We start from the raw sequence: 22,834 nt of genomic DNA, 5'->3' as shown, positions 1-22,834 counted from the left end.
CTTCCTCCTTGGCTGAAAGCGCAGCCTATGCCTCCGACCGAGAGGCGGCAAGCTACCGCTTCACCTCCCAGGTCGTCACCCGTTCGCCGGTGGCGGGATCCTTGCCGTCCTTCAACTGGATGCCCTTGTCCGCCAGCTCGTTGCGGATCTTGTCGGCTTCGGCGAAGTTCTTGGCCTTCAGCATTTCCAGCCGCATGGCGACCAGCGCGTCGACGGCGGAGGCCAGCGCCTCATCCACTTCGACCCGCTTCGGAACGACGCCGAGCAGTGCGGCACTGGCGGCAAACATCGGCAGCAGCGTCCTGTCGGCATTGGCTTCCTGGGCCAGTGCATGCAGCGCCTGCACGGCCGCCACGGTGTTGAGGTCGTCGGCAAGTGCACTCATCATCGTTTCGCACGGGTCGGCATCACTCGCATCGACGGGTGGCCACTTGGCGATCAGACGCTCGGCCTCTTCAAGCCGCTTGACCGAAAAGTCGATTGGCTCGCGGTAATGGGTCATCAGCATGGCCAGCCGCAGCACGTCGCCGGGCCATTGGCGTCCGCCGAACGTCTGCGTGTGCAGCAGGTCGTAGATCGTGGTGAAATTGCCTTCGGACTTCGACATCTTGCGGCCCTCGACCTGCACGAAGCCGTTATGCATCCAGACATTCGCCATCACTTGCGTGCCATGGGCGCAGCGCGACTGGGCGATCTCGTTTTCGTGGTGGGGGAAAATCAGGTCCAGCCCGCCGCCGTGGATGTCGAACACCTCGCCCAGATACCGCTCGCTCATCGCCGAGCACTCGATATGCCAGCCCGGCCGGCCACGGCCCCAGGGGCTTTCCCAGCCGGGCTCGTTCTGCGAGGAAAGCTTCCACAAGACGAAATCGCCCGGGTTCTTCTTATGCGCATCGACGGCTACGCGGGCACCGGCCTGCTGCTCGTCGAGCGGCCGCTTCGACAACTGGCCGTATTCAAGCATGGATTTCGTGTCGAACAGGACCTCGCCTTGCGCCACATAAGCGTGGCCGTTGGCGATCAGCTTTTCGATGATCTCGACCATCTGCGGGATGTTGTCGGTAGCGCGCGGCTCGACCGTCGGCTCAAGGCAGCCGAGCGCCGCCACGTCCGCATGATACTGTGTTTCCGTCTTTTCCGTCACCTGCCGGATCGCCTCGTTGAGCGGCAGGCCGGGATGGTCTCGCAAGGCGCGCGCATTGATCTTGTCGTCCACATCGGTGATGTTGCGGGCATAGGTCACGTGATCTACGCCGTACACGTGCCGCAGCAGCCGGAACAGCACGTCGAAGACGATGGCCGGGCGGGCATTGCCGATATGGGCATAGTCATAAACTGTCGGGCCGCAGACGTAGAGGCGGACATTATCGGCATCGATTGGCTCGAACGCCGTCTTTTCGCGAGTGAGCGTATTATAGAGCTTGAGCGAAAAGCTCATCGAAAGTTCTCCCAAAGTCTTGCAGACGATCGGCACCGGTTCCGGACCGAGGCGTTTGTCTTCAAGGCTTTTCGAGAGACGAGAACGGCCGGACCAGCGCAAACGCTAGCGAATAATGATCCCGCAGATGGAAATCGCCGTTTTCATGGCCGAGTTTATGGCGCGGACGAGACTGTTGGTCAAGCCCATCAAGGAATGACGTGCCCTTGTAAGACAATGTCCGGAAAAGATTTATGCCGGCGTATTGAAGTCCACGAACCTGTTGTCGCGCACCACGAAGAGACGGCCGGTGTCGGTCATGTCGGGGGAGGCGAGGAAGAGCATGCGGTCGGCCACCTCAGATGGATGCGGCAGCGTGTCCGGGTCCTCGCCGGGCACGGCCTGAGCGCGCATCGCGGTCCGGGTGGCGCCTGGGTTGACAATGTTGACCTTGAGCGGGGTGTGATCGTTTTCGGCGGCCCAGATGCGCCCCATCGTTTCAACGGCTGCCTTCGACATGGCATAGGCACCCCAGAAGGCGCGCGGATTGCTGGCGACGCCGGAAGACAGCAGAAGCGCGCGGCCCGCATCGGAACGCAGAAGCAGCGGCTCGACCGAACGGATCAGCCGCCAGGTGGAAGTGACATTGGTCAGCATGACCTTGTCGAAGACCTTGGCCTCGATATGGGCGATCGGCGAGATGACGCCGAGAATGCCGGCATTGGCGACGAGAATGTCCAGCTTGCCCCAGCGCTCATAGATCGAGGCGCCGAGCCGGTCGATCGCTTCCATGTCGGTCAGGTCGAATGGCACCAGGGTCGCGGTGCCGCCTTCCGCCTTGATCGCGTCGTCCAGCTCCTCCAGTCCCCCAACGGTGCGAGCCGTGGCGATGACATGCGCACCGGCCCTGGCAAGGGCAAGCGCGGTGAAATAGCCGATGCCCCGCGAGGCGCCGGTTACCAGCGCAATCCTGCCTTTGAGATCGATCGTCATTGTTTCTTCCCGCTGCGCAAAGCATCATGTTCGCATCATCCGTGACCGGATTTGTCGGCGAGGATTGTCACAGAGGTTTGTGCCGCGCAAGTGCCTGCTTCGTCCCTCGGTGAGGATGGCTGGAACGCGCTCAAACGAGTTGCACAGCCCCGTAGCGAACGTAAACCTTTAGCGGCGTCGGTTGCTCCGCTTAGTGCCGTCGTAAAAGCCCGGCGGCTTCTTTGCGACCCAGGCAGCGAATTTGCGGATTTCCGGATGTTCCAGAAGCGCATCCATGGTCGGGAATGATTTCTCGATCTCCGCTTCGCTGAAGAGTGCGTGGATTTGCCTGTGGCAGATGCGGTGGAGAGACTGGGTTTGGCGCCCGCCCCGGCTCTTCGGGACGAGATGGTGCTCATCCCGCTGGTCTTGCGGAATGTCGCGGCCGCAGAGCGGGCAGATTTCCGGCTCCGGCTGCTCGTACCAGGAAACCACGTCGTACCTGGGCTTGCGTGTCATGCCTTAACCGAAGCGCGAGCCCAGGCTCAGCCGTTGCTGGCAAGCAGCGACACCTTGCGGCCCATGGTCTCGCCGTCCTTGTCGAGCAGGCGGGTCGGATAGTCACCGGTGAAATAGTGGTCGGTGAATTGCGGCCGCGCATCGTTGCGATCTTCGCCGCCAACCGCCCGGTAAAGGCCGTTGATCGACAGGAACTCCAACGAATCGGCGCCGATATACCGGCACATGGCTTCCAGGCTGTCATACTGGTTGGCGATCAGCTTTTCGGCGTCTGGCGTATCGATCCCATAGAAGTCCGGATAATAGATCATCGGGCTTGCAACGCGCAGATGCACTTCCTTGGCGCCGGCGTCGCGGATCATCTGGACGATCTTCAGCGAGGTCGTGCCGCGCACCACCGAATCGTCGACCAGTACGACACGCTTGCCTTCGATCATCGCCCGGTTGGCGGAATGCTTCAGCTTGACGCCGAAGGCGCGGATCTGCTGGGTCGGCTCGATGAAGGTACGCCCGACATAATGGTTGCGGATGATCCCGTATTCGAATGGTATGCCGCTTTCCTGCGCATAGCCGAGAGCTGCCGGCGTGCCGCCATCGGGAACCGGAACCACGACATCGGCCGCGACCGGAGCTTCCTTGGCGAGGTTGATGCCCATGTTCTTGCGGGCAACATAAACACTGCGTCCGCCGACAACGGAGTCAGGGCGGGCGAAATAAACATATTCGAACAGGCAGAGGCGCTCCGGCTGGCCGTTGCCGGCCTTGCGGCTATCGATTGAGATCGAGCCATCGGACTGCATTTCGCAGATGATGACCTCGCCATTCTCCACGTCGCGGATGAACTTGGCGCCGATAATGTCGAGCGCGCAGGTTTCCGAGGCAAAGATCGGCTTGCCGTCGAGCTCGCCCATGACAAGCGGACGAATGCCGGTGGGATCGCGCGCGGCGATCAGCTTGGTGCGGGTCATGGCCAGCATGGAATAGCCGCCCTCCATCTGCCGGATCGCATCGATGAAGCGATCGGCTGTGGAGGAATAGCGGGAACGGGCGATGAGATGCAGCACGACTTCGGTATCGGACGTCGACTGACAGATGGCGCCACCGGCGATCAACTGGCGGCGCAGGGTGAGGCCGTTGGTGAAATTGCCGTTATGGGCAATGGCAATGCCGCCGACTTCCAGTTCCGCAAACAGCGGCTGTACGTTGCGCAGCGCCACTTCACCCGTCGTCGAATAGCGGACATGGCCGATGGAAATATTGCCGGGGAGCCGGGCAAGAGTCGCCGGATCGGTATAATGGTCGCCGACCAGCCCCATGCGCCGTTCCGAATGAAAGCGCAGCCCGTCGAAGCAAACGATGCCGGCCGCTTCCTGGCCTCGGTGCTGCAGGGCGTGCAGACCGAGCGCTGTCAGCGTCGCCGCGTCGGGATGCCCGAGAATGCCAAACACGCCGCACTCTTCGTGGAGCGTGTCGCCGTCCAGTTCATCATCGCTGTTGGGGCCAAATGTCTGCGATACCGGCTCATTCATCTTGGGCCTCGTCCTTTCGGAAAAAATGGAAAACCCGGCCCGGGAATGCCTCCTAGGCCGAGCTTACGTCACTTCAAAACGGGTTATAGCACAGATGGTGACGGTGTGCGCTGCATCAAGCGCAACACAGCGTCAATTATTTGTCACAGGTGCGTCTTCTGCCGGCGGCTGTTCCTGGCCGGGCGCGCCTTCGGTTTGAGCCGGATCCTGTCCGAGGATGCGAGCGCGGATCTGCGGCTCGATATCGTCTGGCAGGACGGTCTCGAGGCGGGCGACCAGCGTATCCAAGAAGGGCTTGGACTTTGCCTGGGTGACCCAGACCGGCTGGCGGTCCGGGGCGACCAGCCAGTTGAAGAAGGCGACCGCGACGACGAGAAGCAGGACGCCGCGGGCGGCGCCGAACAGGAAGCCGAGCGTGCGGTCCAGCGCACCGATGCGGCTATCGATGATGAAATCGGCGATTCGCGTGGTGATGAAGGAGATGATGATCAGCGCGATCAGGAAGATCAGGCCGGCCGAAGCGGCAAGCGCGATGCGGTCGTCCGATATATAATTCTTCGCATAGGGCAGGACGAGCGGATAAAGATAATAGGCTGCGGCAATCGAGCCGGCCCAGCTTGCGATCGACAGCACCTCACGCGAAAAACCGCGGACCATGGCCAGCACCGCTGAAAACAACGTCACGGCGATGACGATGCCGTCGAAAATCGTAATGGGCATTTGTTACTCCAAGACTTGCCGTTTGCTGGCCGGTTCCGAGCCGGTTCGGCCGGTGCGCGATCCCAATGAGGCAGCGTCATACAACAGAGGTTCCCTTAACGGAAGATCAATCATCTTCAGAGGATTTCCCCAGTTTCCTGGCGGAGCCGGCGATCCGCGACACCAGATCGGGAAGGTCCTCGATTTCCGTCCACCGGCTATTGCCACCCTTGGGCACTTCGGCGGAACTGACCGGCAGCATGGCCCGGGCAAAGCCAAGCTTTTCGGCTTCCTTCAGGCGCTGGCCCGTCTGAGAGACTGGGCGCACCGCGCCGGAAAGGCTGATTTCACCGAAATAAACGCAGTCTGCCGGAAGCGCCACTCCGGCAAGCGAGGAGACCAGGGCGGAGGCGACGGCGAGATCGGCGGCTGGTTCGGATATCCTGTAGCCGCCGGCGACATTCAGATACACGTCGTGCTGGCCGAGCTTGACGCCGCAATGGGCTTCGAGAACGGCCAGAATCATCGACAGCCGCGAGGAATCCCAGCCGACGACGGCGCGGCGCGGCGTGCCGAGCGATGTCTGCGCCACCAGCGCCTGCACCTCGACCAGGACCGGCCTTGTGCCCTCCATGCCGGCAAAGACCGCAGCACCGGGCGACTTGGCATTGCGCTCTCCAAGAAACAGCTCGGATGGATTGGAGACTTCCCGCAAGCCTTTGTCGGACATTTCGAAGACACCGATCTCGTCGGTTGGCCCGAAGCGGTTCTTCACCGTGCGCAGGATTCGGTAGTGGTGGCCACGGTCGCCTTCGAAATAAAGAACCGCATCGACCATGTGCTCGACGACGCGCGGGCCGGCGATCTGGCCCTCCTTGGTGACATGCCCGACCAGCACCATGGCGGCGCCCGTCTGCTTGGCATAACGGATCATCGCCTGCACGCCGGTGCGCACCTGCGTGACGGTGCCGGGCGCCGAATCGGCCGTGTCGCTCCACAGCGTCTGGATCGAATCGATGATCACAAGGTCCGGCCGCTTGCCCTCGGAAATGGTCGCCAGGATGTCCTCGACATTGGTTTCCGCTGCCAGCAGGACTTCGGTATTGGCGGCGTCGAGGCGCTGGGCCCGCAGCCGGACTTGGGCGACGGCTTCTTCGCCCGAAACATAGATAATTCGGTGACCGCGCCGCGACAGAGCCGCCGCGGCCTGCATCAGCAGCGTCGATTTGCCGATGCCCGGGTCGCCGCCGATCAGCACGGCAGAACCGCGCACGAAGCCGCCGCCGGTGGCACGGTCGAGCTCGGAAATGCCGGTGAAGATACGCGGGGCTTCTTCGGTTTCGCCCGATAGCGTGGTCAGCGCCACGGCGCGACCCTTCTTCGGCACCTTGCCGGGGCCACCACCGATGCCACCCATCTGGTCGTCTTCAATAATGGTGTTCCATTCGCCGCAGCCGTCGCATTTGCCGGCCCAGCGGTTATGGACGGTGCCGCAGTTCTGGCACACGAATTGGGTCCTGGTTTTCGCCATGGAATGCTTGCCGCCTCTGGGATGTCAGCGTCCGCAAGAACAAAGGCGGAACATCGTTCTTGTAATCCAGAACATGCTGCGATGGCAAGGCACGGCAGATTACTCTTCCGGATAGATGTAGCGGCGCTCGTAGCGCAGGCCGAGGCTGGTCAGCATTTCATAGCCGATCGTGCCGGCGGCGCGCGCCACTTCGGCAAGCGGCATGTCCGGTCCGAACAGCTGGATATAATCTCCCGCGCGCACCGCCCGTTCCGGCACGTCGGTTACATCGAAGATTGTCAGGTCCATGGTGACGCGGCCGATGATCGGCACCCGGTGCCCGTCGATATAGCCGTAGGCGCCAGACGTGCCTCCCGCCCGGAGCGGCACGCCGGAACCGGAAAGGGCGCGCAGATACCCGTCTGCATAGCCGACGGAAACGACCGCGAGCCGGCTGCGGCGTGACAACTGATGGGTGGCGCCGTAGCTGACAGTCGAGCCGGCTGCAGCCTCGCGGATCTGCAGGATGCGCGCTTCAGCCTTGGCCACCGGCCGCAGCGGCTGCATGCCGTTGACAGATTCGCCGCCGTAAAGCGCAATGCCGGGACGGGTCAGGTCGAAATGGTATTCGGGCCCGAGAAAAATCCCCGCAGAGGCTGAGAGGCTGGTTTCGATCCCGTCGAAAGCGGCGCTGACTTCCTGAAAGGCATCGAGCTGCGCCTTGTTCAAAGGAGAGGATGGCGTGTCGCCGCTGTGCAGATGCGACAGCACCAGCACCGGCGAGAAACTCGCCGGACGAGAAACATCCTTGGCAAGTGCCAGCGCGTCGGCAAACGGTAGGCCGAGGCGGTTGAAGCCGGTATCGACGTGAAGGGCGCAAGGGTGATCGCCGCCTTCGGCAAGCAATGACATCCAGAAGGCAAGTTGCTCCTCCGAAGCGATGACCGGCACAAGATCGTGTTCGAAGAACAGGCTTTCTTGGCCGGGCCAGATGCCGGACAGTACAAAGATGCGGGCATCCGGCGCATAAGTGCGCAGCGTCACGCCTTCCTGAACCACAGCCACAAAGAAGTCGCGCGCGCCGGCCTCGTAAAGTGCGGTTCCGCAATCCTCCAGTCCCAGCCCATAGGCATCTGCCTTGACCACGGCGGCGGCCCGGGCTTTCCCGGATCGTCGCACCATGTCCCGCCAATTGTCCGCCAGGGCGCCGAGATCGACGGTCAGCCTGACCGGCGCAATATCGAACTCGTCGGGAGCGGGCAGGGTGTCGTCGAAATCCGTCATCTAATCTGTTTCCTCACGCAAAACCATGTGGCTGCCGGTTGCCTCAGGCTATCACTTTTGTTCAAGACGGACATGCTGCTCTCGGCTATTCTCATTCTATGCACAATGTTTCGCAGGAGAAGGTCGAACGGGCGCTGTCAACGGTGCCGCCGGCAGCGGGCACTGACGCTGGGGCTGCGGCAGATCTCCGGCGGCGAAGACATGCCGCTCATGCAAGGCCGCCTTGGACGTTAGCAAGCAGGCGATGCCCCCCTGCAACCGAAGCGTGGCATTCCCGTCACGTATGCTCCCGTTAATACCGGCTGCTCAGGCTTTCGTGCCTGCTGCGCCATTGAAATCCGCTTCCGCGGTTACAAGTGCTACTCATTTGATCTCGTTGTCCGGAGATGAATACGATGCGCAATTTCGCCAAATCTGTGATCGTCATGGCGCTGGCCTTGTTCATGCAGGCGCCGAGTGCAGCTGTTATCGGCAGTTCGCCAGCTTGGGCCCAATCGCTCTTCGACGAGGATGCGACGGATGCGTCGATCGTCAAGATGAACGCCTATGTTGAATTCCTCAACAGCGCCATGCGCGCTTCAGAGTCGCTGCAGCGCTATGAAAGCTGGGTCGACATGAAGAAGGGACCGACCGGCAAAGAAAAGATCATCTACGGGCTTTATTCGCTCTACGACACGCGCAGCCAGATCGAAGCGGTTGCGACGGCTGCCAAGACCGAGCCTCGCATGCCGGATCTCGATGCAGCCATGCTGGCTTACTTGGAAACCTATCAGCAGCTCGCGCCGGTTCTCGAAAGGGCCAACAAGTACTATGAGCGGCAGGATTACAAGGCGGACAAGATGGAGGGCGGCAAGGCCTTCCACAAGGAGATCGCCGCTCTCGCAACAGTCCATGATGAACGACGCAAGAAGGTCGATAACGCTCTGCGCCAGGAAAAGGTCAAGATCGATCTTGCCTCCTTACAGGGACTGGAAAAGGCCGAAGGCAGGAAGTCGCGCTGGCATGTCCGCAATGTGATGTTCCATGCCGAGGCGATCATGGATCTCATGCCCACCAATGACAGTCCGGTTGTCGATATGCCTGCATTCGGCAAGGCTTTGGACGCTTACGCCGTCGCAGTGCGCGATTTTGACGACTACGGGCTACAGCATCCGAGTTCCTTTTCTGCCTTCGAATCCAGTCCGGCATCGCTTTTGTCCAAGCTGCGCGACCTCGACGAGACGCTGCAGAAGGTCAAGGGCGACGCCCGAAAGGGCGGCGGCGACGATCTCGACTTGCTCGTTTCGGACTACAATAACATGGTGACGACGTCGCAGACTGCGACTACCTTCGCCAAGGACTGAGCTAGGCAGAACCGGTGACTGCCTTTTGCTCTGACGGCGCAGAGCAGATCTCAGTGCTCTTCGTATTGCGTGAAGCTGGGGTCGGCGAGATCGGCGAAGCGCGTATATTCCGACTGGAAGGCGAGCTTGACGGTGCCGGTCGGACCGTGGCGCTGCTTGGCGATGATCACGTCGGCCGTGCCCTTCACCTTGTCCATCAGCACTTCCCATTCCGGATATTTCGGATCGGAAATGTCGCGCGGCTCCATGTTCTTCACGTAGTATTCCTCGCGGAACACGAACAGCACCACGTCGGCGTCCTGCTCGATCGAACCTGATTCGCGAAGGTCGGAAAGCTGCGGCCGCTTGTCTTCGCGGCTTTCCACCTGGCGCGACAGCTGCGACAGCGCGATGATCGGCACGTTCAGCTCCTTACCGAGCGCCTTGAGGCCCGTGGTGATCTGGGTGATTTCCTGAACGCGGTTCTCGCCGGATTTTCCTGACCCGGTCATTAACTGGATATAGTCGACCACCAGGCAATCGAGGCCGCGCTGGCGTTTCAGGCGGCGTGCGCGCGCAGACAGCTGAGCGATCGAGATGCCGCCGGTCTGGTCGATGAACAGCGGCACTTTCTGCATCATCTGGGAGCAGGCTACGAGCTTTTCGAAATCTGCTTCGGTAATGTCACCGCGGCGGATTTTCGAGGACGAGACTTCCGTCTGCTCGGAAATAATACGGGTGGCGAGCTGTTCGGCCGACATTTCCAGCGAATAGAATCCGACGACGCCACCATTCTTGGCCTTCATTGAGCCATCGGGCTGCACTTCCGGCTCATAGGACGCGGCGATATTATAGGCGATATTGGTGGCAAGCGAGGTCTTGCCCATGCCGGGACGCCCTGCCAACACGATCAAGTCGGAGCGCTGCAATCCGCCCATCTTGCTGTCGAGCGACATGATGCCGGTCGAGATACCGGACAGATGCCCGTCACGCTCGAAGGCCTGGCCGGCCATGTCGATGGCCAGCGCCACCGCATCGTTGAAGGACTGGAAGCCGCCGTCATAGCGGCCGTTTTCGGCAAGCTCGAACAGCCGGCGCTCGGTGTCTTCGATCTGCGTTTGCGGCGGCATGTCGAGTGGAGCGTCATAGGCGATGTTGACGACGTCCTCGCCGATCTGGATCAGCGCCCGGCGCAGCGCCAGGTCGTAGATCGCCCGGCCATAGTCTTCGGCATTGATGATCGACACGGCCTCGGAAGCGAGGCGCGCCAGATATTGCGCCACCGTCAGGTCGCCGACCTTGTCGTCGGCGGGCAAGAAGGTCTTGATGGTGACCGGATTGGCAGTCTTGCCCATGCGGATGATGTCGCCGGCCACTTCAAAAATCTTGCGATGCAGCGGCTCGTAGAGATGAACGGGCTTCAGAAAGTCGGAAACGCGGTAATAGGCGTCGTTGTTGACCAGGACCGCGCCGAGAAGAGCCTGTTCGGCTTCGATATTGTTCGGAGCTTCGCGGTAATGCGGCTCGGCCGGCTGGATATTGGCGAGCTTGCGCACGGCATCGTTCATGGTCTTCTTATCCGTCCTGTCCGTTCAAGGGCATCGTTCTAGGGACTAGCCACGCCAAGCGAAATACCAGACCGGGTAGAAATAAGATTCCCACAGCTATCCACAGCGCTCGTCGGATCAGCAAAACAAAAAGCGCAATGAAGCGAGGAATCCGGTTGACCGGTTTAAGCGCGACTCAAAGCCCTGCGCATCATTCTACACCCGAAAAAGACGAAAAAACGCCCGGGCCGTGTGACCCGGGCGTTTTCAGGAACTGAATGCGAGAACCTATTATTCTTCGTCTTCGTCGCGATCGGCATCCGGATCGAAGAAATCTTCCGGACGCAGTGCATCTTCGTCGACGCCGTAGATCGCGTCAGCCGAGGTGAGGCTTTCGCCCTTGGCCTGGCGCTCGGCTTCTTCTGCAGAGCGGGCGACGTTCAGTTCGATCGAGACTTCGACTTCCGAATGCAGGTGCAGGGTGACCTGGTGCAAACCGATTTCCTTGATCGGCGTGTTGAGGTCAACCTGGTTGCGGCCCACATTGAAGCCTTCGGCAGCCAGAACCTCGACGATGTCGCGGGCGGCAACCGAACCGTAGAGCTGGCCGGTTTCGCCAGCCGAACGAACGACGATGAAGGACTTGCCGGAAAGCGCGTCGGCAACCGTCTGGGCTTCGCCCTTGCGCTCGAGGTTACGGGCTTCGAGCGTCGCACGCTCGGATTCGAAGCGCTTCTTGTTGGCTTCGTTGGCGCGCATCGCCTTGCCCTGCGGCAGCAGGAAGTTACGAGCAAAGCCGTCGCGAACCTTGACGGTTTCGCCCATCTGGCCAAGCTTGGCAACGCGTTCAAGCAGAATGACTTGCATGGTGGGTTTCCTTTCTTTCAGTCAATTCTTGTTGTCGGGTGTCTTGTTGTTAGGTGTATTGTCACCGGTGGTCGTGCTTTCACCGAAATTCTTGCCGGCTTTCACCGGGGTCAGTGCGATCGTCCGCCGCGTATCCATGAGCCCCAGCACGATGAGGGCGATTGCCGGCAGAAGAAGCATGCAGGAAAGGTAGGAAAGGACGAGGCCGGGCAGGCGCCAGTCCCTGTCCTTGCTGCGGAAGTGCAGAGAGGCGAAGCCGGACATCAGGAAGCCGGCGCCGAACGTGCCGCAGATGGTGGCTCCGATCATTGCCGGGATGCCGCCGGCAAAGCACAGCAGGACGCCCGCGAGGAAGATGAAGATGGCGTGCCGGTTCATGCGCAGCGCAGACGGCATGTCTTCGCGCGGCCGCAGAGCCCGGCCCGAGCGCGACACGATCCTGACCGCAATATAGAAGGCTGCAAACAGCAGCATGACCCAGATCCCGCCCTGGAACATCGGCAGCATCAGCACGATCATGCTCTTCGTCTGCGCAAGGCCGGAAGCATCCGGCGCAAAGGCGGGCTCCTGCGTCTGCAGTGCAGCCGTCATCGCATCGACCATCTGGTCGGTCATTTCCGGTCCATAGCCGATCACCACACCCAGCGCGATGACCGCGACCGTGACCAGCCCGCACAGATGCAGGAGGATGTCCGAAATCGGGTACCAGGCAACGAGATGATCCGGTCCGCCGAGTTCGGAGGCCGGGCGGGCGAGATTGGCCAGGTGCGAGAGCCAGCCGGCGGGAATGAGGGTGATAATCGCAGTGGCAACCGCAAACAGCGGCGACACCAGGACGGCGGCCAGCACTGCCGCCGTGATGACACCGGCAATGGCGGCGCGGTTGCCCCAGCCGAGGCCGGCAATCAGAATGGGAAGGGCCGAGGCCGCATAAAGGAGCGACGCAAAAGACAGCTGCGCATTGGCACCCAGGACAAGCAGGGTGGCGACAATGCCGGCGAGGATGCCGATCGGCAGTATGGTCTGGTTCTTGCGTATCACTTGTCTCGCTGTCCTGCTTGTGCAAGCAGTTAGAGGATAGCTCTCGAGCCATGGCTCAGAGACTTCATCCCCAACATGGGTTTTCCCGAGATCCGATCCGCGCCCATCGCGGAAGGGAGGCCAGACCCGCCGACCTGAGGCCGGCGGGTCGTAGACTGGACGATTAGGTCAGTACGTAAGGCAGCAGGCCGAGGAAGCGGGCGCGCTTGATCGCCTGAGCGAGTTCGCGCTGCTTCTTCTGCGAAACAGCCGTGATACGGGAAGGAACGATCTTGCCGCGCTCGGAAATGTAGCGCTGCAGAAGGCGTACGTCCTTGTAGTCGATCCGCGGTGCATTGGCGCCCGAGAAGGGGCAGGTCTTGCGGCGGCGATGGAAGGGACGACGTGCCTGCGAGGAGGATGTGTCAGCCATTGTCTTTTCTCCTTGAGGCTCGGATTACGCGCGGTCTTCGCGCGGACCACGGTCCGGACGCGGAGCGCGCTGGAACTCGCCGTCACGGCGCGGCGGACGGTCGCCGAATTCGCGGCGCGGCGGACGGTCGTCGCCATCACGGCGCGGACGGTCGTCGCGGTCGCGCTTCTGCATCATGGCAGACGGGCCTTCTTCGTGCTTCTCGACGGCGATCGTCATGTAGCGAAGAACGTCTTCGTTGATGCGCATCTGACGTTCCATCTCGTGCACGGCCGGGGCCGGAGCGTCGATGTCCATCAGGGCGTAATGAGCCTTGCGGTTCTTGTTGATGCGGTAGGTCAGGGACTTGAGGCCCCAGTTTTCTACGCGCCCGACTTTGCCGCCATTAGCTTCGATGACGCCCTTGTACTGTTCGACGAGGGCATCAACCTGCTGAGCGGACATATCCTGCCGGGCAAGGAATACGTGTTCGTAAAGAGCCATGTAAGCTTTGCCTTTTCTTGCGGTTGTCATACCCGGACCTCGGCGGCTAAGCCTCAACGACTGCTCCTGAACGGGCGAACCCAGGCAAGAAAAGTGTTGTATCGAGACGGTCGAGAGCGGAGACACGGGAGGCCGGACAACCTTGGCGGTCCATGCGGTTCCGTTGCCGGAACCAGCCCTCCGTTCAGCCACCAGCCAGAAGACCGGGTGTTGCGAACAGCCGGGCTTATACGGATTTCTGCCGATAACGCAAGGGGTGGCGCCGGATTAGCGCGATCAACGCCGCACCGGCCAATCCACCGATCAACGCAGTTCGTCTTTCACCGCATTTCTCAGCGTATCGGGAACGGCGGATTCAGGCACCTCGATCGTGCGGGCGCCCTGTTCGGTTTCCCAGGTGATACGGTAGCGGAACATGTCCGCCGCCCCGGCGGGATCGGATGGAGCGCCGGTCTGAAACAGGGATTCCACCGATCGCCGATCATTGTCCGACAGCTGCGTTGAAGACAGCGCTCCGGTACTGCGAAGCGCGGAATTCGCGCCGCCGAAACCACCCATGCCGCCCAGTCGTTCCAGATGAATATCGTCCATGCCACTATCCTATACCAGCAAACGTGGCGGCACCAGCGCAAGAATAAGCAGGCGCGATGTACAGGATCCTTGCATCTGGACTAAAGGCCGACCTCGCGCCACGCTTCGTCCACGGCATCATGAACCGAGACATCACCCGGATAAAGAGCCCCCGCGGAATCGCGGATCGCGTTGGCAAAGGCGCTCATGGTCATCGTCGGATCGGATCCGTGATTGGCAAACACGTCGTACCAGATCTGCCCGGTCTTTTCCCAGCTCTTGCCGCCAACCGCCTTCGCGGCCAGATAGAAGGCTAGGTTGGGAACGCCGCTGCTGTTATGCGGGTCCATCCTGTTCACATACTGGCGAAAGCTGGTGATCTGCGGCGCAAGGCAATGAGCGGCATCGGGAGCCGCCATATCTCTGAGGCAGGTATAGCCCTTTTCCTTTGCAAGGCTGCCCATGATGTCAGCGCCGATCAACCAGTCCGCATCCACCACCGTCTGGTTGCGGCGCCACTGCTTGAACATGGAGCCGAACACGTCCGACATGCTTTCGTTGAGGCCCCCGGACTCGTTCTGGTATTCGAGCTGCAGGGTATATTGCGTCACACCATGCGTTAGTTCATGGGCGATCACGTCATCGCCGCGGTAGAAGCCGGTAAAGATCTCGCCGTCGCCGTCTCCATAGGCCATCTGTGTGCCGTTCCAGAAGGCATTGTTGTAATTCAGGCCGTAATGGGCGGAGGATTGCAGCGCCATGCCGGCACCATCCAGCGAATTGCGGCCAAACACTTCCTTGAAGAATTCCGCGACCTTCGTCGTCGTTTCGAAAATGGTCTTGATCGTTACATCCGTTGAAGACGCCGGCTTGCTGACCGCTGCGCCAGGCAGGGAAGTTCCGTTGTTGCAATCATAAACAGTGATGGCAGGTGGCTTCGTGTTGATCAGTGGCAGTCCGAGCAGCGATACCGCTTGCATGGTAAAATGCTGCGTCTGATCGCGAAGAAGTCGCATCTGATGATCGAGCTGCGCCGTGGTGCGAAAGGCTTCGCGGGTATGATTCTCGACGTCTTCGTCTCGTGCGAGACGCAGCAGGACATCGCTTGGCACTATCATGCAATATCTGCACATGGCTTATCCCTCAGATTGCCCTCACCTAGACCACAGGTGGTTGTCCGGGATGAATACAATCTTAGGTTATCAAAGTCAATAACCAAAATCTTAGGTTGTGTCGTTGCTCGTGTTGAGCCTTTGTTGGGTTCGCTCGCTTTACATCGAAATCCGGAAATGTGTGGTTCGGCTCATGTCGGCAGATGGAACCGAGTTCCGTCTCAGCATGCCGAGGTTCTGTGCGACGGGAAGGAAGGGGCGGCCAGTGGAGAGGGAGCAAGGCAAGAGATCGCGATGCGGCATGCACGGCATCGACGCCGCGCGGATGCGACTGAAAACCAGTCGCTCCAGCGCAGCGTGCGGCTCTGGTTCTGCTAGAGGTGCAGCGTCAATGGCGGGATCTGCGGAGCTTTGTCGATGACGACGACGCCACGCAGGAATTTCAGCCCAGCGATCGATTTGGCCAGTTCTATTGCGGTGTATTCTGTCCGGCTTCCCGGGATATTGAGGGAGAAGTCGTTATAGGTGTAGTCCTCATAAATACTGTTTTGGACGTCGATCAGCATTTTGAAGAAATCAACGGAGGTCGTGGGGGCATCGCGGAAGGCGTCGGTATGACCCCAATACATGCATTCCAGATCTTCAACGAGATAAACGCCGTTGTCTTTCAGGCCGGCCATAAACAGTCCATTGAAGGACGCGATCTGATGCGAGGCGATATGGCTGCCGTCATCGATGATGATGTCGAAGGGACCATATTTCTCGACGATCGATTGCAGGAAGGCCGGATCGCTTTGATCGCCAATTTCAACGAAGATATTCTGTTCCGGTTGGCTGAACCCAGCGCAGTTCGGATCGATGTCGATGCCGACGACCTGCACACCTTCGCCGAAGAACTGTTGCCACAGGAGAAGGGAGGCTCCCTTGTAAACGCCAATCTCCAGAATGCGAGGGCTCGTCCCGCGAAAGCGTCCGAATTCGCGGTCGTAGATCGGGAAATAGCCAAGCCATTTGTGACCGCCGGGAATGCCTGCCCAGATCCTGCCGGATAGTGTGCGCTCCACATCGTTGAACGGCGGGCTCTTCGCCGCCTGCCATGGAGTCTTGGCACGCATATCCGGTGCCAACATATTGTATAGACTTCTGTTTGTCATGGAGCTCTCGACAGGTTTATTGGAAATTCGACGTATCGTTGGGCGGCACGATAGATGATTTCCACGTTCAGCTTGTGTGGACCTGTCCCTTAAGGAGCTGTATTATGAACGATGGTCTCACGAGCATGGTTCTGCTGACGAAGCTCTACATCTTGCTTGGGAACGGAGCCTCGACTGTCCTTTGGCTCTGCTGCAGAAGGTGGCCTCTGGTTACCCACGGCCACCGAACTTCGCAGCGGATCAGATCGGCATCGGAAACTGCCGGTGCACCTTGGCAATATCCGCCAGGACCTCCTCCGTCAGCGTCACATTGGCGGCGCCGATATTCGTCGTCAACTGCTCCATGGAGGTCGCGCCGATGATAACGGAAGCCATGAAGGGCCGGGTGAGGCAGAAGGCCAGCGCCATCTGCGCCAGGTCGAGCCCGTGCTTGGCGGCGATCTCCGCATAGGCCTTGACCGCCGGTTCCTGATGCGGCTGCAGACGGCCGCCGAGATCCTTGTTGATGGTCGCCCGCGAGCCTTCCGGCCGGCTGCCGTCCTGGTATTTGCCTGAAAGAATGCCGGCAGCGAGCGGCGAATAGGCCAGCAGCCCGACATCCTCGTGATGGGCGACTTCGGCAAGGTCGAGATCGAAGGTGCGGTACAGAAAATTGTATTCGTTCTGGATCGAGGCGACGCGAGGCAGGCTCTTCTCCTCGGCGATGCGCAGATATTGCAGCGTGCCCCAGGCGGTCTCGTTGGACAGGCCGATCGCCCGGATCTTGCCGGCCGAAACCAGTTCACCGGCCGTCTCCATAATTTCGGCAATTTCGGTCGCTGCCTTGTCGCGGTCCTGCGTCGTGGCGTCGAAGGTCCAGGAGCCACGGAAATGGTAGTGGCCACGGTTCGGCCAGTGGATCTGATAAAGGTCGATGTAATCCGTCTGCAGCCGTGCCAGGCTGGCATCGACCGCTTCGCGTATGGTTGCCGGGCTGATCTCGCGTCCCTGGCGGATATGCGGACGGCCGCTGCCGGCGATCTTGGTGGCGAGCACCATATCCTTGCGCCTGCCGCTCTTCTTCAGCCATGTGCCGATATATTCCTCGGTACGGCCATAGGTTTCGGCGCTGACCGGCGTCGTCGGATAGAGTTCAGCCGTGTCGAAGAAGTTGATGCCTTGCTCGACGGCATAGTCCATCTGCGCATGGGCTTCCACTTCCGTGTTCTGCGTGCCCCAGGTCATGGTGCCGAGGCAGATTTCGGACACGGAAAGTTCGGTTCGGCCAAGCTTGCGATATTTCATCAATTGAAGTCCCATCATGAAAATTCGGCCGGACTGTAAGCGCGATTTGCTGCGACGCAAGAGGCTATGGCCCGGTTTCTGGGCCGCTTCGGACGGTGCTTTGGCTTGACTCTGCCGGACGGAATGTGAATGGAGGGAGCAAAAACAGGTTGAGGAAACATCCCATGAGCATTGCATTCACGTTTCCCGGGCAGGGCAGCCAGTCCGTGGGCATGGGCAAGGATCTGGCGGAAGCCTTTCCGGAAGCCCGAGCCGTTTTCGACGAAGTCGATGAGGCGCTCGGCCAGAAGCTCTCCGATGTCATGTGGGACGGGCCGGAAGAAACGCTGACCCTGACCGCCAATGCGCAGCCGGCGCTGATGGCGGTTTCCGTCGCGGCGATCCGCGTCATGGAAGCGCGCGGCCTCAACCTCGCAGACAAGGTGGCCTTCGTTGCCGGTCACTCGCTCGGCGAATATTCCGCCCTTTGTGCAGCCGACACCTTTTCTCTGGCCGATACAGCACGGCTGCTGCGCATTCGCGGCGATGCCATGCAGTCAGCGGTGGCGGTCGGTCAGGGCGCCATGGCGGCGATCATCGGCCTGGAACACAGCGATGTGGACGCTGTCTGTGCAGCGGCCCGTGACGCCGGCATCTGCCAGATCGCCAATGACAATGGCGGCGGCCAGCTGGTGATTTCCGGCTCCAAGGCGGCAGTGGAAAAGGCCGCGGCACTGGCCACCGAAAAAGGCGCCAAGCGCGCGATCATGCTTCCGGTTTCTGCACCTTTCCACAGCGATCTGATGGCGCCGGCCGCAGACGCCATGCGTCACGCGCTGGACAAGGTGGAAAAGAAAAATCCAATCGTGCCGGTCATCGCCAATGTGCGCGCGGCGCCGGTCTACGATGCCGAAGAGATCGCCAAGCTGCTGGTCACCCAGGTGACCGGTCAGGTCCGCTGGCGCGAGACGGTGGAATGGTTCGGTGCCAACGGCGTCACGAGCCTATACGAGATCGGCGCTGGCAAGGTGCTGACGGGGCTTGCCCGGCGCATCGACAAGAATATCTCCGGCACTGCCGTCAACACGCCGGCCGATATCGAGGCGGCGCTTGCAGCCATCCTCGGTTGATCTGGCTGCAAAAGAACATCGAAGGAACAGGATCATGTTTGACTTGACCGGCCGTAAGGCATTGGTGACCGGGGCGACCGGCGGGCTGGGCGAAGAGATTGCCCGTCTGCTGCACGAGCAGGGCGCAACGCTCGGCCTGCATGGCACGCGTGTCGAAAAGCTCGAAGCGCTGGCGGCAGAGCTCGGCGAGCGCGTTCATATCTTCCCGGCCAATCTGTCCGATCGTGCCGAGGTCAAAGCGCTGGGTGAGAAGGCGGAAGCTGAACTGGGTGGCGTCGACATTCTCGTCAACAATGCCGGCATCACCAAGGACGGCCTTTTCGTGCGCATGAGCGATGAAGACTGGGACGCGGTTCTTGAGGTCAATTTGACCTCTGCCTTCCGCCTGACTCGCGAGCTGACGCATCCGATGATGCGCCGGCGTCATGGCCGGATCATCAACATCACCTCGGTTGTCGCTGTGACGGGCAATCCGGGGCAAGCCAATTACTGCGCCTCGAAGGCCGGCATGATCGGCTTCTCCAAATCGCTGGCGCAGGAAATTGCCAGCCGCAATGTGACGGTCAATTGCGTCGCGCCGGGCTTTATCGACAGCGCCATGACTGGCAAACTCAATGACAAGCAGAAGGATGCCATTCTCGGCGCCATTCCGATGAAGCGCATGGGCGCCGGATCGGATATTGCCGCTGCCGTTCTCTATCTGGCTTCGAACGAGGCGGGTTACGTCACTGGGCAAACAATTCATGTCAACGGCGGAATGGCCATGATCTGAGTCGGCGGCCAAGCCGAGAGACGTGCCGCTGCAATCGCCTGTTGGCGGCTGCGTTGCGGAACAAATTCTGGCTTTGCGGAACAGTCAAAGCATGTTAAGCGGCAGATGACTGTGTATAGTCACCCTCAAATGCAGGCCGTTATAATGCGTGAAAGCCTTATGACGGGAACTGGCAAGGGGCTAACGGGTTTGCCTGCATCGCGGCTTTTCGGCGGCGGTTGCAGGTTGTAACAGGGTCGGATGCCACAGGCGCATCCGGAGAGAAAAGGTCGAGGAAACCGACATGAGCGATATCGCAGAACGCGTGAAGAAAATTGTTGTTGACCATCTCGGCGTCGATGCCGACAAAGTTGTCGAAGGCGCGAGCTTCATCGACGATCTGGGCGCGGACTCGCTTGATACCGTCGAACTGGTCATGGCCTTCGAAGAAGAATTCGGCGTTGAAATCCCCGACGATGCAGCCGATTCCATTCTGACCGTCGGCGATGCCGTGAAGTTCATCGAGAAGGCCCAGGCCTAATCGATCGACAGACATTCGGGATAAGCCGCAAGGCAGGTCCCCGTCACGGCCCGCTTGTTCGGGCCGTTTCAGCAATTAGAACATGAGAAAATATAGGGTGGGGCGCTGGCGATGAGACGAGTCGTTATCACCGGTACCGGCATGGTATCTCCTTTGGGATGCGGAACGGAAATAAGCTGGTCGCGGCTGCTTGCCGGCGAAAACACAGCCCGCGTCGTGACCGAATTCGAAGTTTCCGACCTTCCGGCGAAAATTGCCTGTCGCATACCGGTCGGCGACGGCTCCGACGGCACGTTCAATGTCGATCAGTGGATGGAGCCGAAGGAACAGCGCAAGGTCGATCCCTTCATCATCTATGGCGTCGCGGCTGCCGACATGGCGCTCGAGGATGCCGGATGGCACCCGAAGACCGACGAGGACCAGATCGCCACCGGCGTACTGATCGGCTCCGGCATCGGCGGTCTCGACGGTATTGTCGAGGCTGGCTACACGCTGCGCGACAAGGGTCCGCGCCGCATCTCGCCCTTCTTTATTCCTGGCCGCCTGATCAACCTGGTCTCCGGCCACGTATCGATCCGCCACAAGCTGCGCGGACCCAATCATTCTGTCGTGACGGCCTGTTCCACCGGCTCGCATGCGATCGGTGACGCAGCCCGTCTGATCGCGCTCGGCGATGCCGAGGTCATGGTCGCCGGCGGTGCCGAATCGCCGATCTGCCGCATCGCTCTTGCCGGCTTTGCTGCCTGCAAGGCGCTGTCGACCCAGCACAATGACGAGCCGCACAAGGCGTCCCGCCCCTATGACCGCGACCGCGATGGCTTCGTCATGGGCGAGGGGGCTGGCATGGTCGTGCTGGAGGAACTGGAACACGCCAAGGCGCGCGGCGCCAAGATTTATGCGGAAGTCGTCGGCTATGGCCTATCCGGCGACGCCTTCCACATTACCGCGCCGTCGGAAGATGGCGACGGTGCCTTCCGCTGCATGTCTTCGGCGCTGAAGCGTGCCGGTCTGGCACCGGCCGATATCGACTATATCAACGCGCATGGCACGTCGACCATGGCGGACACGATCGAGCTCGGTGCCGTCGAGCGTCTCGTCGGCAATGCCGCCTCGAAGATATCCATGTCGTCGACCAAGTCGGCGATCGGCCATCTTCTCGGGGCGGCGGGCGCCGTGGAAGCGATATTCTCAGCGCTCGCGATCCGCGACAATATCGCCCCGCCGACGTTGAACCTCGACAATCCCGATGTGGAGACGGCTATCGATCTCGTGCCGCATACGGCTCGCAAGCGCGAGATCAATGTCGCACTCTCGAATTCCTTCGGTTTCGGTGGCACCAACGCTTCTCTCGTCTTGCGCCGCTACGACGCCTAACGGCTGGGCGCGGGCCTTCGGATAAGACCGACGGCCCGGCTCATTTCATCTTCCGGACTGTTTTTTGCCGTATTGCATGGTCAAACAGCAGGCGACGTTTTGAGTGACTAAGGGGGGTGCGGAGTGAGCAATTCCAACCACATAAGCGAGCTTCCACCCGGTAACGGCCGTGGCCCGATCATTCCGAAATCGCCCAACGAGGCCTTGAAGCCCGAGCGTGTTCCCGAGCCGCCGCGACGCTCGAAGAAAGCCCGCAGCCAGGTCATCATCTTTCTCAACTTCGTGATGACCATGGTTGTGGCGATCTGCGTCGTCGCAGTCGCCGCCTTCTACTACATGATCCGCAGCTTCCAGCAGCCGGGGCCGCTCGAAACCAATACCCATTTCATGGTGCGCCAGGGCAATGGCCTGGCGGAAATCGCCTCCAATCTGGAGCGCAACGGCATCATCGCCGACGGCCGCATCTTCCGCTATGTAACCGCAACCTATCTGCGCAAGGGCGAGACGCTGAAGGCAGGGGAGTATGAGATCAAGGCCGGCGCATCGATGAAGGACGTCATGGAGACGCTGGAATCGGGCAAATCCATCCTTTACTCGGTCGTGCTGCCGGAAGGCCTGACTGTACGCCAGATGATGCTGAAGCTAGCCGAGGATCCGGTGCTCGAAGGCGATCTGCCGGCCGAACTGCCGCCGGAAGGCAGCCTGCGCCCCGATACCTACAAATTCTCGCGCGGCACCAAGCGGGGCGAAATCCTGTCCCAGATGCGCGCCGCCCAGCAGAAGATGGTCGACCAGATCTGGGAACGACGTGATCCGGATCTGCCGGTGAAGAGCAAGGAGGATTTCGTCGTCCTTGCTTCGATCGTTGAAAGGGAAACTGGCAAGGAGGACGAGCGGGCGCATGTCGCCTCTGTCTTCATCAACCGTCTCCAGAAGGGGATGCGGCTGCAATCCGACCCGACCATCGTCTACGGCCTGTTCGGCGGCGACGGCAAGCCGTCCGACCGGCCTATCTACAAATCAGACCTTTCCAAGCAGACGCCCTATAACACCTACCAGATCAAGGGCCTGCCGCCGACGCCGATCGCCAATCCGGGCCGTGCCGCGCTGGAAGCGGTTGCCAATCCCTGGCGCACCAACGACCTCTATTTCGTGGCCGACGGCACCGGCGGGCACGTCTTTGCGCCAACCCTCGAAGAACACAATGCCAATGTCCGGCGCTGGCGCAAGGTCGAAGGCGAGCGGGCCAGCGGAGCCGGAGCGGCCGAAGTGGTCGACGGCCAGCCAGATGGCGAAGAGGCGGAAAAGCCGCCGAAAACCAACTGACGGCTTACATT

At 60.7% G+C, this 22,834-nt stretch carries 22 protein-coding genes; 6 read left to right on the top strand and 16 right to left on the bottom strand.

Annotated features, from left to right (window positions below; genetic code table 11):
• Positions 1-52 precede the first annotated feature (52 nt).
• The 7 genes from cysS to alr all read right to left on the bottom strand — a co-directional run bounded on the left by cysS (position 53) and on the right by alr (position 7,930).
• Positions 53-1,438, bottom strand: coding sequence for a cysteine--tRNA ligase (gene cysS / locus E2F50_RS09525; protein ID WP_133315894.1), 1,386 nt, complete (start codon positions 1,436-1,438; stop codon positions 53-55).
• A 231-nt stretch (positions 1,439-1,669) separates the two neighbouring features.
• On the bottom strand, positions 1,670-2,410 hold the full coding sequence (locus tag E2F50_RS09520; RefSeq protein WP_133315893.1) for an SDR family NAD(P)-dependent oxidoreductase: 741 nt from the start codon (positions 2,408-2,410) through the stop codon (positions 1,670-1,672).
• Positions 2,411-2,578: 168 nt separating this feature from the next.
• Positions 2,579-2,908 carry an HNH endonuclease gene (locus E2F50_RS09515; protein WP_133315892.1) on the bottom strand — a complete coding sequence of 110 codons (330 nt, stop codon included), beginning with the start codon at positions 2,906-2,908 and terminating at the stop codon, positions 2,579-2,581.
• Positions 2,909-2,934: 26 nt separating this feature from the next.
• Entirely contained in the window at positions 2,935-4,437 is a 1,503-nt protein-coding gene (purF, locus tag E2F50_RS09510) for an amidophosphoribosyltransferase (RefSeq protein WP_133315891.1), read from the bottom strand.
• 132 nt (positions 4,438-4,569) lie between these two features.
• Positions 4,570-5,157 carry a CvpA family protein gene (locus E2F50_RS09505; RefSeq protein ID WP_133315890.1) on the bottom strand — a complete coding sequence of 196 codons (588 nt, stop codon included), beginning with the start codon at positions 5,155-5,157 and terminating at the stop codon, positions 4,570-4,572.
• Between the two features lie 106 nt (positions 5,158-5,263).
• Positions 5,264-6,667, bottom strand: a complete 1,404-nt coding sequence (gene radA / locus E2F50_RS09500; RefSeq protein ID WP_133315889.1) for a DNA repair protein RadA — start codon at positions 6,665-6,667, stop codon at positions 5,264-5,266.
• Between the two features lie 99 nt (positions 6,668-6,766).
• On the bottom strand, positions 6,767-7,930 hold the full coding sequence (alr, locus tag E2F50_RS09495) for an alanine racemase (protein ID WP_133315888.1): 1,164 nt from the start codon (positions 7,928-7,930) through the stop codon (positions 6,767-6,769).
• A 395-nt stretch (positions 7,931-8,325) separates the two neighbouring features.
• Here alr and E2F50_RS09490 point away from each other — a divergent pair, with 395 nt between their 5' ends.
• A complete protein-coding gene (locus tag E2F50_RS09490; RefSeq protein ID WP_245515350.1) occupies positions 8,326-9,273 on the top strand; it encodes a YiiG family protein in 948 nt (315 codons plus the stop codon).
• A gap of 50 nt (positions 9,274-9,323) precedes the next feature.
• On the opposite strand, the gene E2F50_RS09485 is transcribed toward E2F50_RS09490, so the two are convergent.
• From E2F50_RS09485 to E2F50_RS09440, 9 genes are all read right to left on the bottom strand, one after another.
• Entirely contained in the window at positions 9,324-10,820 is a 1,497-nt protein-coding gene (locus E2F50_RS09485) for a replicative DNA helicase (protein ID WP_133315887.1), read from the bottom strand.
• Positions 10,821-11,090: 270 nt separating this feature from the next.
• On the bottom strand, positions 11,091-11,666 hold the full coding sequence (gene rplI, locus E2F50_RS09480) for a 50S ribosomal protein L9 (protein WP_133315886.1): 576 nt from the start codon (positions 11,664-11,666) through the stop codon (positions 11,091-11,093).
• Between the two features lie 21 nt (positions 11,667-11,687).
• Positions 11,688-12,707 carry a DUF2232 domain-containing protein gene (locus E2F50_RS09475; protein ID WP_133315885.1) on the bottom strand — a complete coding sequence of 340 codons (1,020 nt, stop codon included), beginning with the start codon at positions 12,705-12,707 and terminating at the stop codon, positions 11,688-11,690.
• A 163-nt stretch (positions 12,708-12,870) separates the two neighbouring features.
• Entirely contained in the window at positions 12,871-13,119 is a 249-nt protein-coding gene (gene rpsR, locus E2F50_RS09470) for a 30S ribosomal protein S18 (RefSeq protein WP_133315884.1), read from the bottom strand.
• A 24-nt stretch (positions 13,120-13,143) separates the two neighbouring features.
• On the bottom strand, positions 13,144-13,602 hold the full coding sequence (gene rpsF / locus E2F50_RS09465) for a 30S ribosomal protein S6 (RefSeq protein ID WP_133315883.1): 459 nt from the start codon (positions 13,600-13,602) through the stop codon (positions 13,144-13,146).
• Positions 13,603-13,905: 303 nt separating this feature from the next.
• On the bottom strand, positions 13,906-14,193 hold the full coding sequence (locus tag E2F50_RS09455) for a protealysin inhibitor emfourin (protein ID WP_133315882.1): 288 nt from the start codon (positions 14,191-14,193) through the stop codon (positions 13,906-13,908).
• An 80-nt stretch (positions 14,194-14,273) separates the two neighbouring features.
• Positions 14,274-15,290 carry a M4 family metallopeptidase gene (locus E2F50_RS09450; RefSeq protein ID WP_245515349.1) on the bottom strand — a complete coding sequence of 339 codons (1,017 nt, stop codon included), beginning with the start codon at positions 15,288-15,290 and terminating at the stop codon, positions 14,274-14,276.
• A 368-nt stretch (positions 15,291-15,658) separates the two neighbouring features.
• Positions 15,659-16,399 carry a class I SAM-dependent methyltransferase gene (locus tag E2F50_RS09445; protein WP_133315880.1) on the bottom strand — a complete coding sequence of 247 codons (741 nt, stop codon included), beginning with the start codon at positions 16,397-16,399 and terminating at the stop codon, positions 15,659-15,661.
• Positions 16,400-16,678: 279 nt separating this feature from the next.
• Complete coding sequence (locus E2F50_RS09440) at positions 16,679-17,722, bottom strand: aldo/keto reductase (protein WP_133315879.1); 1,044 nt, start codon at positions 17,720-17,722, stop codon at positions 16,679-16,681.
• A 164-nt stretch (positions 17,723-17,886) separates the two neighbouring features.
• Here E2F50_RS09440 and fabD point away from each other — a divergent pair, with 164 nt between their 5' ends.
• The 5 genes from fabD to mltG all read left to right on the top strand — a co-directional run bounded on the left by fabD (position 17,887) and on the right by mltG (position 22,823).
• Positions 17,887-18,831: an ACP S-malonyltransferase gene (gene fabD / locus E2F50_RS09435; protein WP_133315878.1), complete on the top strand. Its 945-nt coding sequence runs from the start codon at positions 17,887-17,889 to the stop codon at positions 18,829-18,831.
• A gap of 34 nt (positions 18,832-18,865) precedes the next feature.
• Positions 18,866-19,603 (top strand): 3-oxoacyl-[acyl-carrier-protein] reductase, encoded by a 738-nt coding sequence (gene fabG, locus E2F50_RS09430; RefSeq protein WP_133315877.1) that lies wholly within the window; start codon positions 18,866-18,868, stop codon positions 19,601-19,603.
• Between the two features lie 283 nt (positions 19,604-19,886).
• Entirely contained in the window at positions 19,887-20,123 is a 237-nt protein-coding gene (locus E2F50_RS09425) for an acyl carrier protein (RefSeq protein ID WP_027675866.1), read from the top strand.
• A gap of 111 nt (positions 20,124-20,234) precedes the next feature.
• Positions 20,235-21,497: a beta-ketoacyl-ACP synthase II gene (gene fabF / locus E2F50_RS09420; protein WP_133315876.1), complete on the top strand. Its 1,263-nt coding sequence runs from the start codon at positions 20,235-20,237 to the stop codon at positions 21,495-21,497.
• Between the two features lie 123 nt (positions 21,498-21,620).
• Entirely contained in the window at positions 21,621-22,823 is a 1,203-nt protein-coding gene (mltG, locus tag E2F50_RS09415; RefSeq protein WP_133315875.1) for an endolytic transglycosylase MltG, read from the top strand.
• The last annotated feature ends 11 nt before the right edge of the window (positions 22,824-22,834 follow it).

This window comes from Rhizobium deserti, assembly GCF_004358025.1.
In the GTDB taxonomy this organism is placed as follows: Bacteria; Pseudomonadota; Alphaproteobacteria; order Rhizobiales; family Rhizobiaceae; genus Neorhizobium; species Neorhizobium deserti.
The sequence above is the reverse complement of the archived record's forward strand: the minus strand, read 5'-3'. Positions and strand labels throughout refer to the sequence as shown.

What these genes read in the sequence shown, in the direction of transcription:
- rplI (WP_133315886.1), bottom strand. Translation starts at nt 11,666, where the DNA reads ATGCAAGTCATTCTGCTTGAACGCGTTGCCAAGCTTGGCCAGATGGGC.
- E2F50_RS09490 (WP_245515350.1), top strand. Translation starts at nt 8,326, where the DNA reads ATGCGCAATTTCGCCAAATCTGTGATCGTCATGGCGCTGGCCTTGTTC.
- E2F50_RS09445 (WP_133315880.1), bottom strand. Translation starts at nt 16,399, where the DNA reads ATGCGTGCCAAGACTCCATGGCAGGCGGCGAAGAGCCCGCCGTTCAAC.
- radA (WP_133315889.1), bottom strand. Translation starts at nt 6,667, where the DNA reads ATGGCGAAAACCAGGACCCAATTCGTGTGCCAGAACTGCGGCACCGTC.
- E2F50_RS09520 (WP_133315893.1), bottom strand. Translation starts at nt 2,410, where the DNA reads ATGACGATCGATCTCAAAGGCAGGATTGCGCTGGTAACCGGCGCCTCG.
- fabG (WP_133315877.1), top strand. Translation starts at nt 18,866, where the DNA reads ATGTTTGACTTGACCGGCCGTAAGGCATTGGTGACCGGGGCGACCGGC.
- E2F50_RS09505 (WP_133315890.1), bottom strand. Translation starts at nt 5,157, where the DNA reads ATGCCCATTACGATTTTCGACGGCATCGTCATCGCCGTGACGTTGTTT.
- cysS (WP_133315894.1), bottom strand. Translation starts at nt 1,438, where the DNA reads ATGAGCTTTTCGCTCAAGCTCTATAATACGCTCACTCGCGAAAAGACG.
- rpsR (WP_133315884.1), bottom strand. Translation starts at nt 13,119, where the DNA reads ATGGCTGACACATCCTCCTCGCAGGCACGTCGTCCCTTCCATCGCCGC.
- E2F50_RS09455 (WP_133315882.1), bottom strand. Translation starts at nt 14,193, where the DNA reads ATGGACGATATTCATCTGGAACGACTGGGCGGCATGGGTGGTTTCGGC.
- E2F50_RS09450 (WP_245515349.1), bottom strand. Translation starts at nt 15,290, where the DNA reads ATGATAGTGCCAAGCGATGTCCTGCTGCGTCTCGCACGAGACGAAGAC.
- E2F50_RS09515 (WP_133315892.1), bottom strand. Translation starts at nt 2,908, where the DNA reads ATGACACGCAAGCCCAGGTACGACGTGGTTTCCTGGTACGAGCAGCCG.
- rpsF (WP_133315883.1), bottom strand. Translation starts at nt 13,602, where the DNA reads ATGGCTCTTTACGAACACGTATTCCTTGCCCGGCAGGATATGTCCGCT.
- fabF (WP_133315876.1), top strand. Translation starts at nt 20,235, where the DNA reads ATGAGACGAGTCGTTATCACCGGTACCGGCATGGTATCTCCTTTGGGA.
- E2F50_RS09485 (WP_133315887.1), bottom strand. Translation starts at nt 10,820, where the DNA reads ATGAACGATGCCGTGCGCAAGCTCGCCAATATCCAGCCGGCCGAGCCG.
- E2F50_RS09440 (WP_133315879.1), bottom strand. Translation starts at nt 17,722, where the DNA reads ATGAAATATCGCAAGCTTGGCCGAACCGAACTTTCCGTGTCCGAAATC.
- fabD (WP_133315878.1), top strand. Translation starts at nt 17,887, where the DNA reads ATGAGCATTGCATTCACGTTTCCCGGGCAGGGCAGCCAGTCCGTGGGC.
- alr (WP_133315888.1), bottom strand. Translation starts at nt 7,930, where the DNA reads ATGACGGATTTCGACGACACCCTGCCCGCTCCCGACGAGTTCGATATT.
- E2F50_RS09425 (WP_027675866.1), top strand. Translation starts at nt 19,887, where the DNA reads ATGAGCGATATCGCAGAACGCGTGAAGAAAATTGTTGTTGACCATCTC.
- purF (WP_133315891.1), bottom strand. Translation starts at nt 4,437, where the DNA reads ATGAATGAGCCGGTATCGCAGACATTTGGCCCCAACAGCGATGATGAA.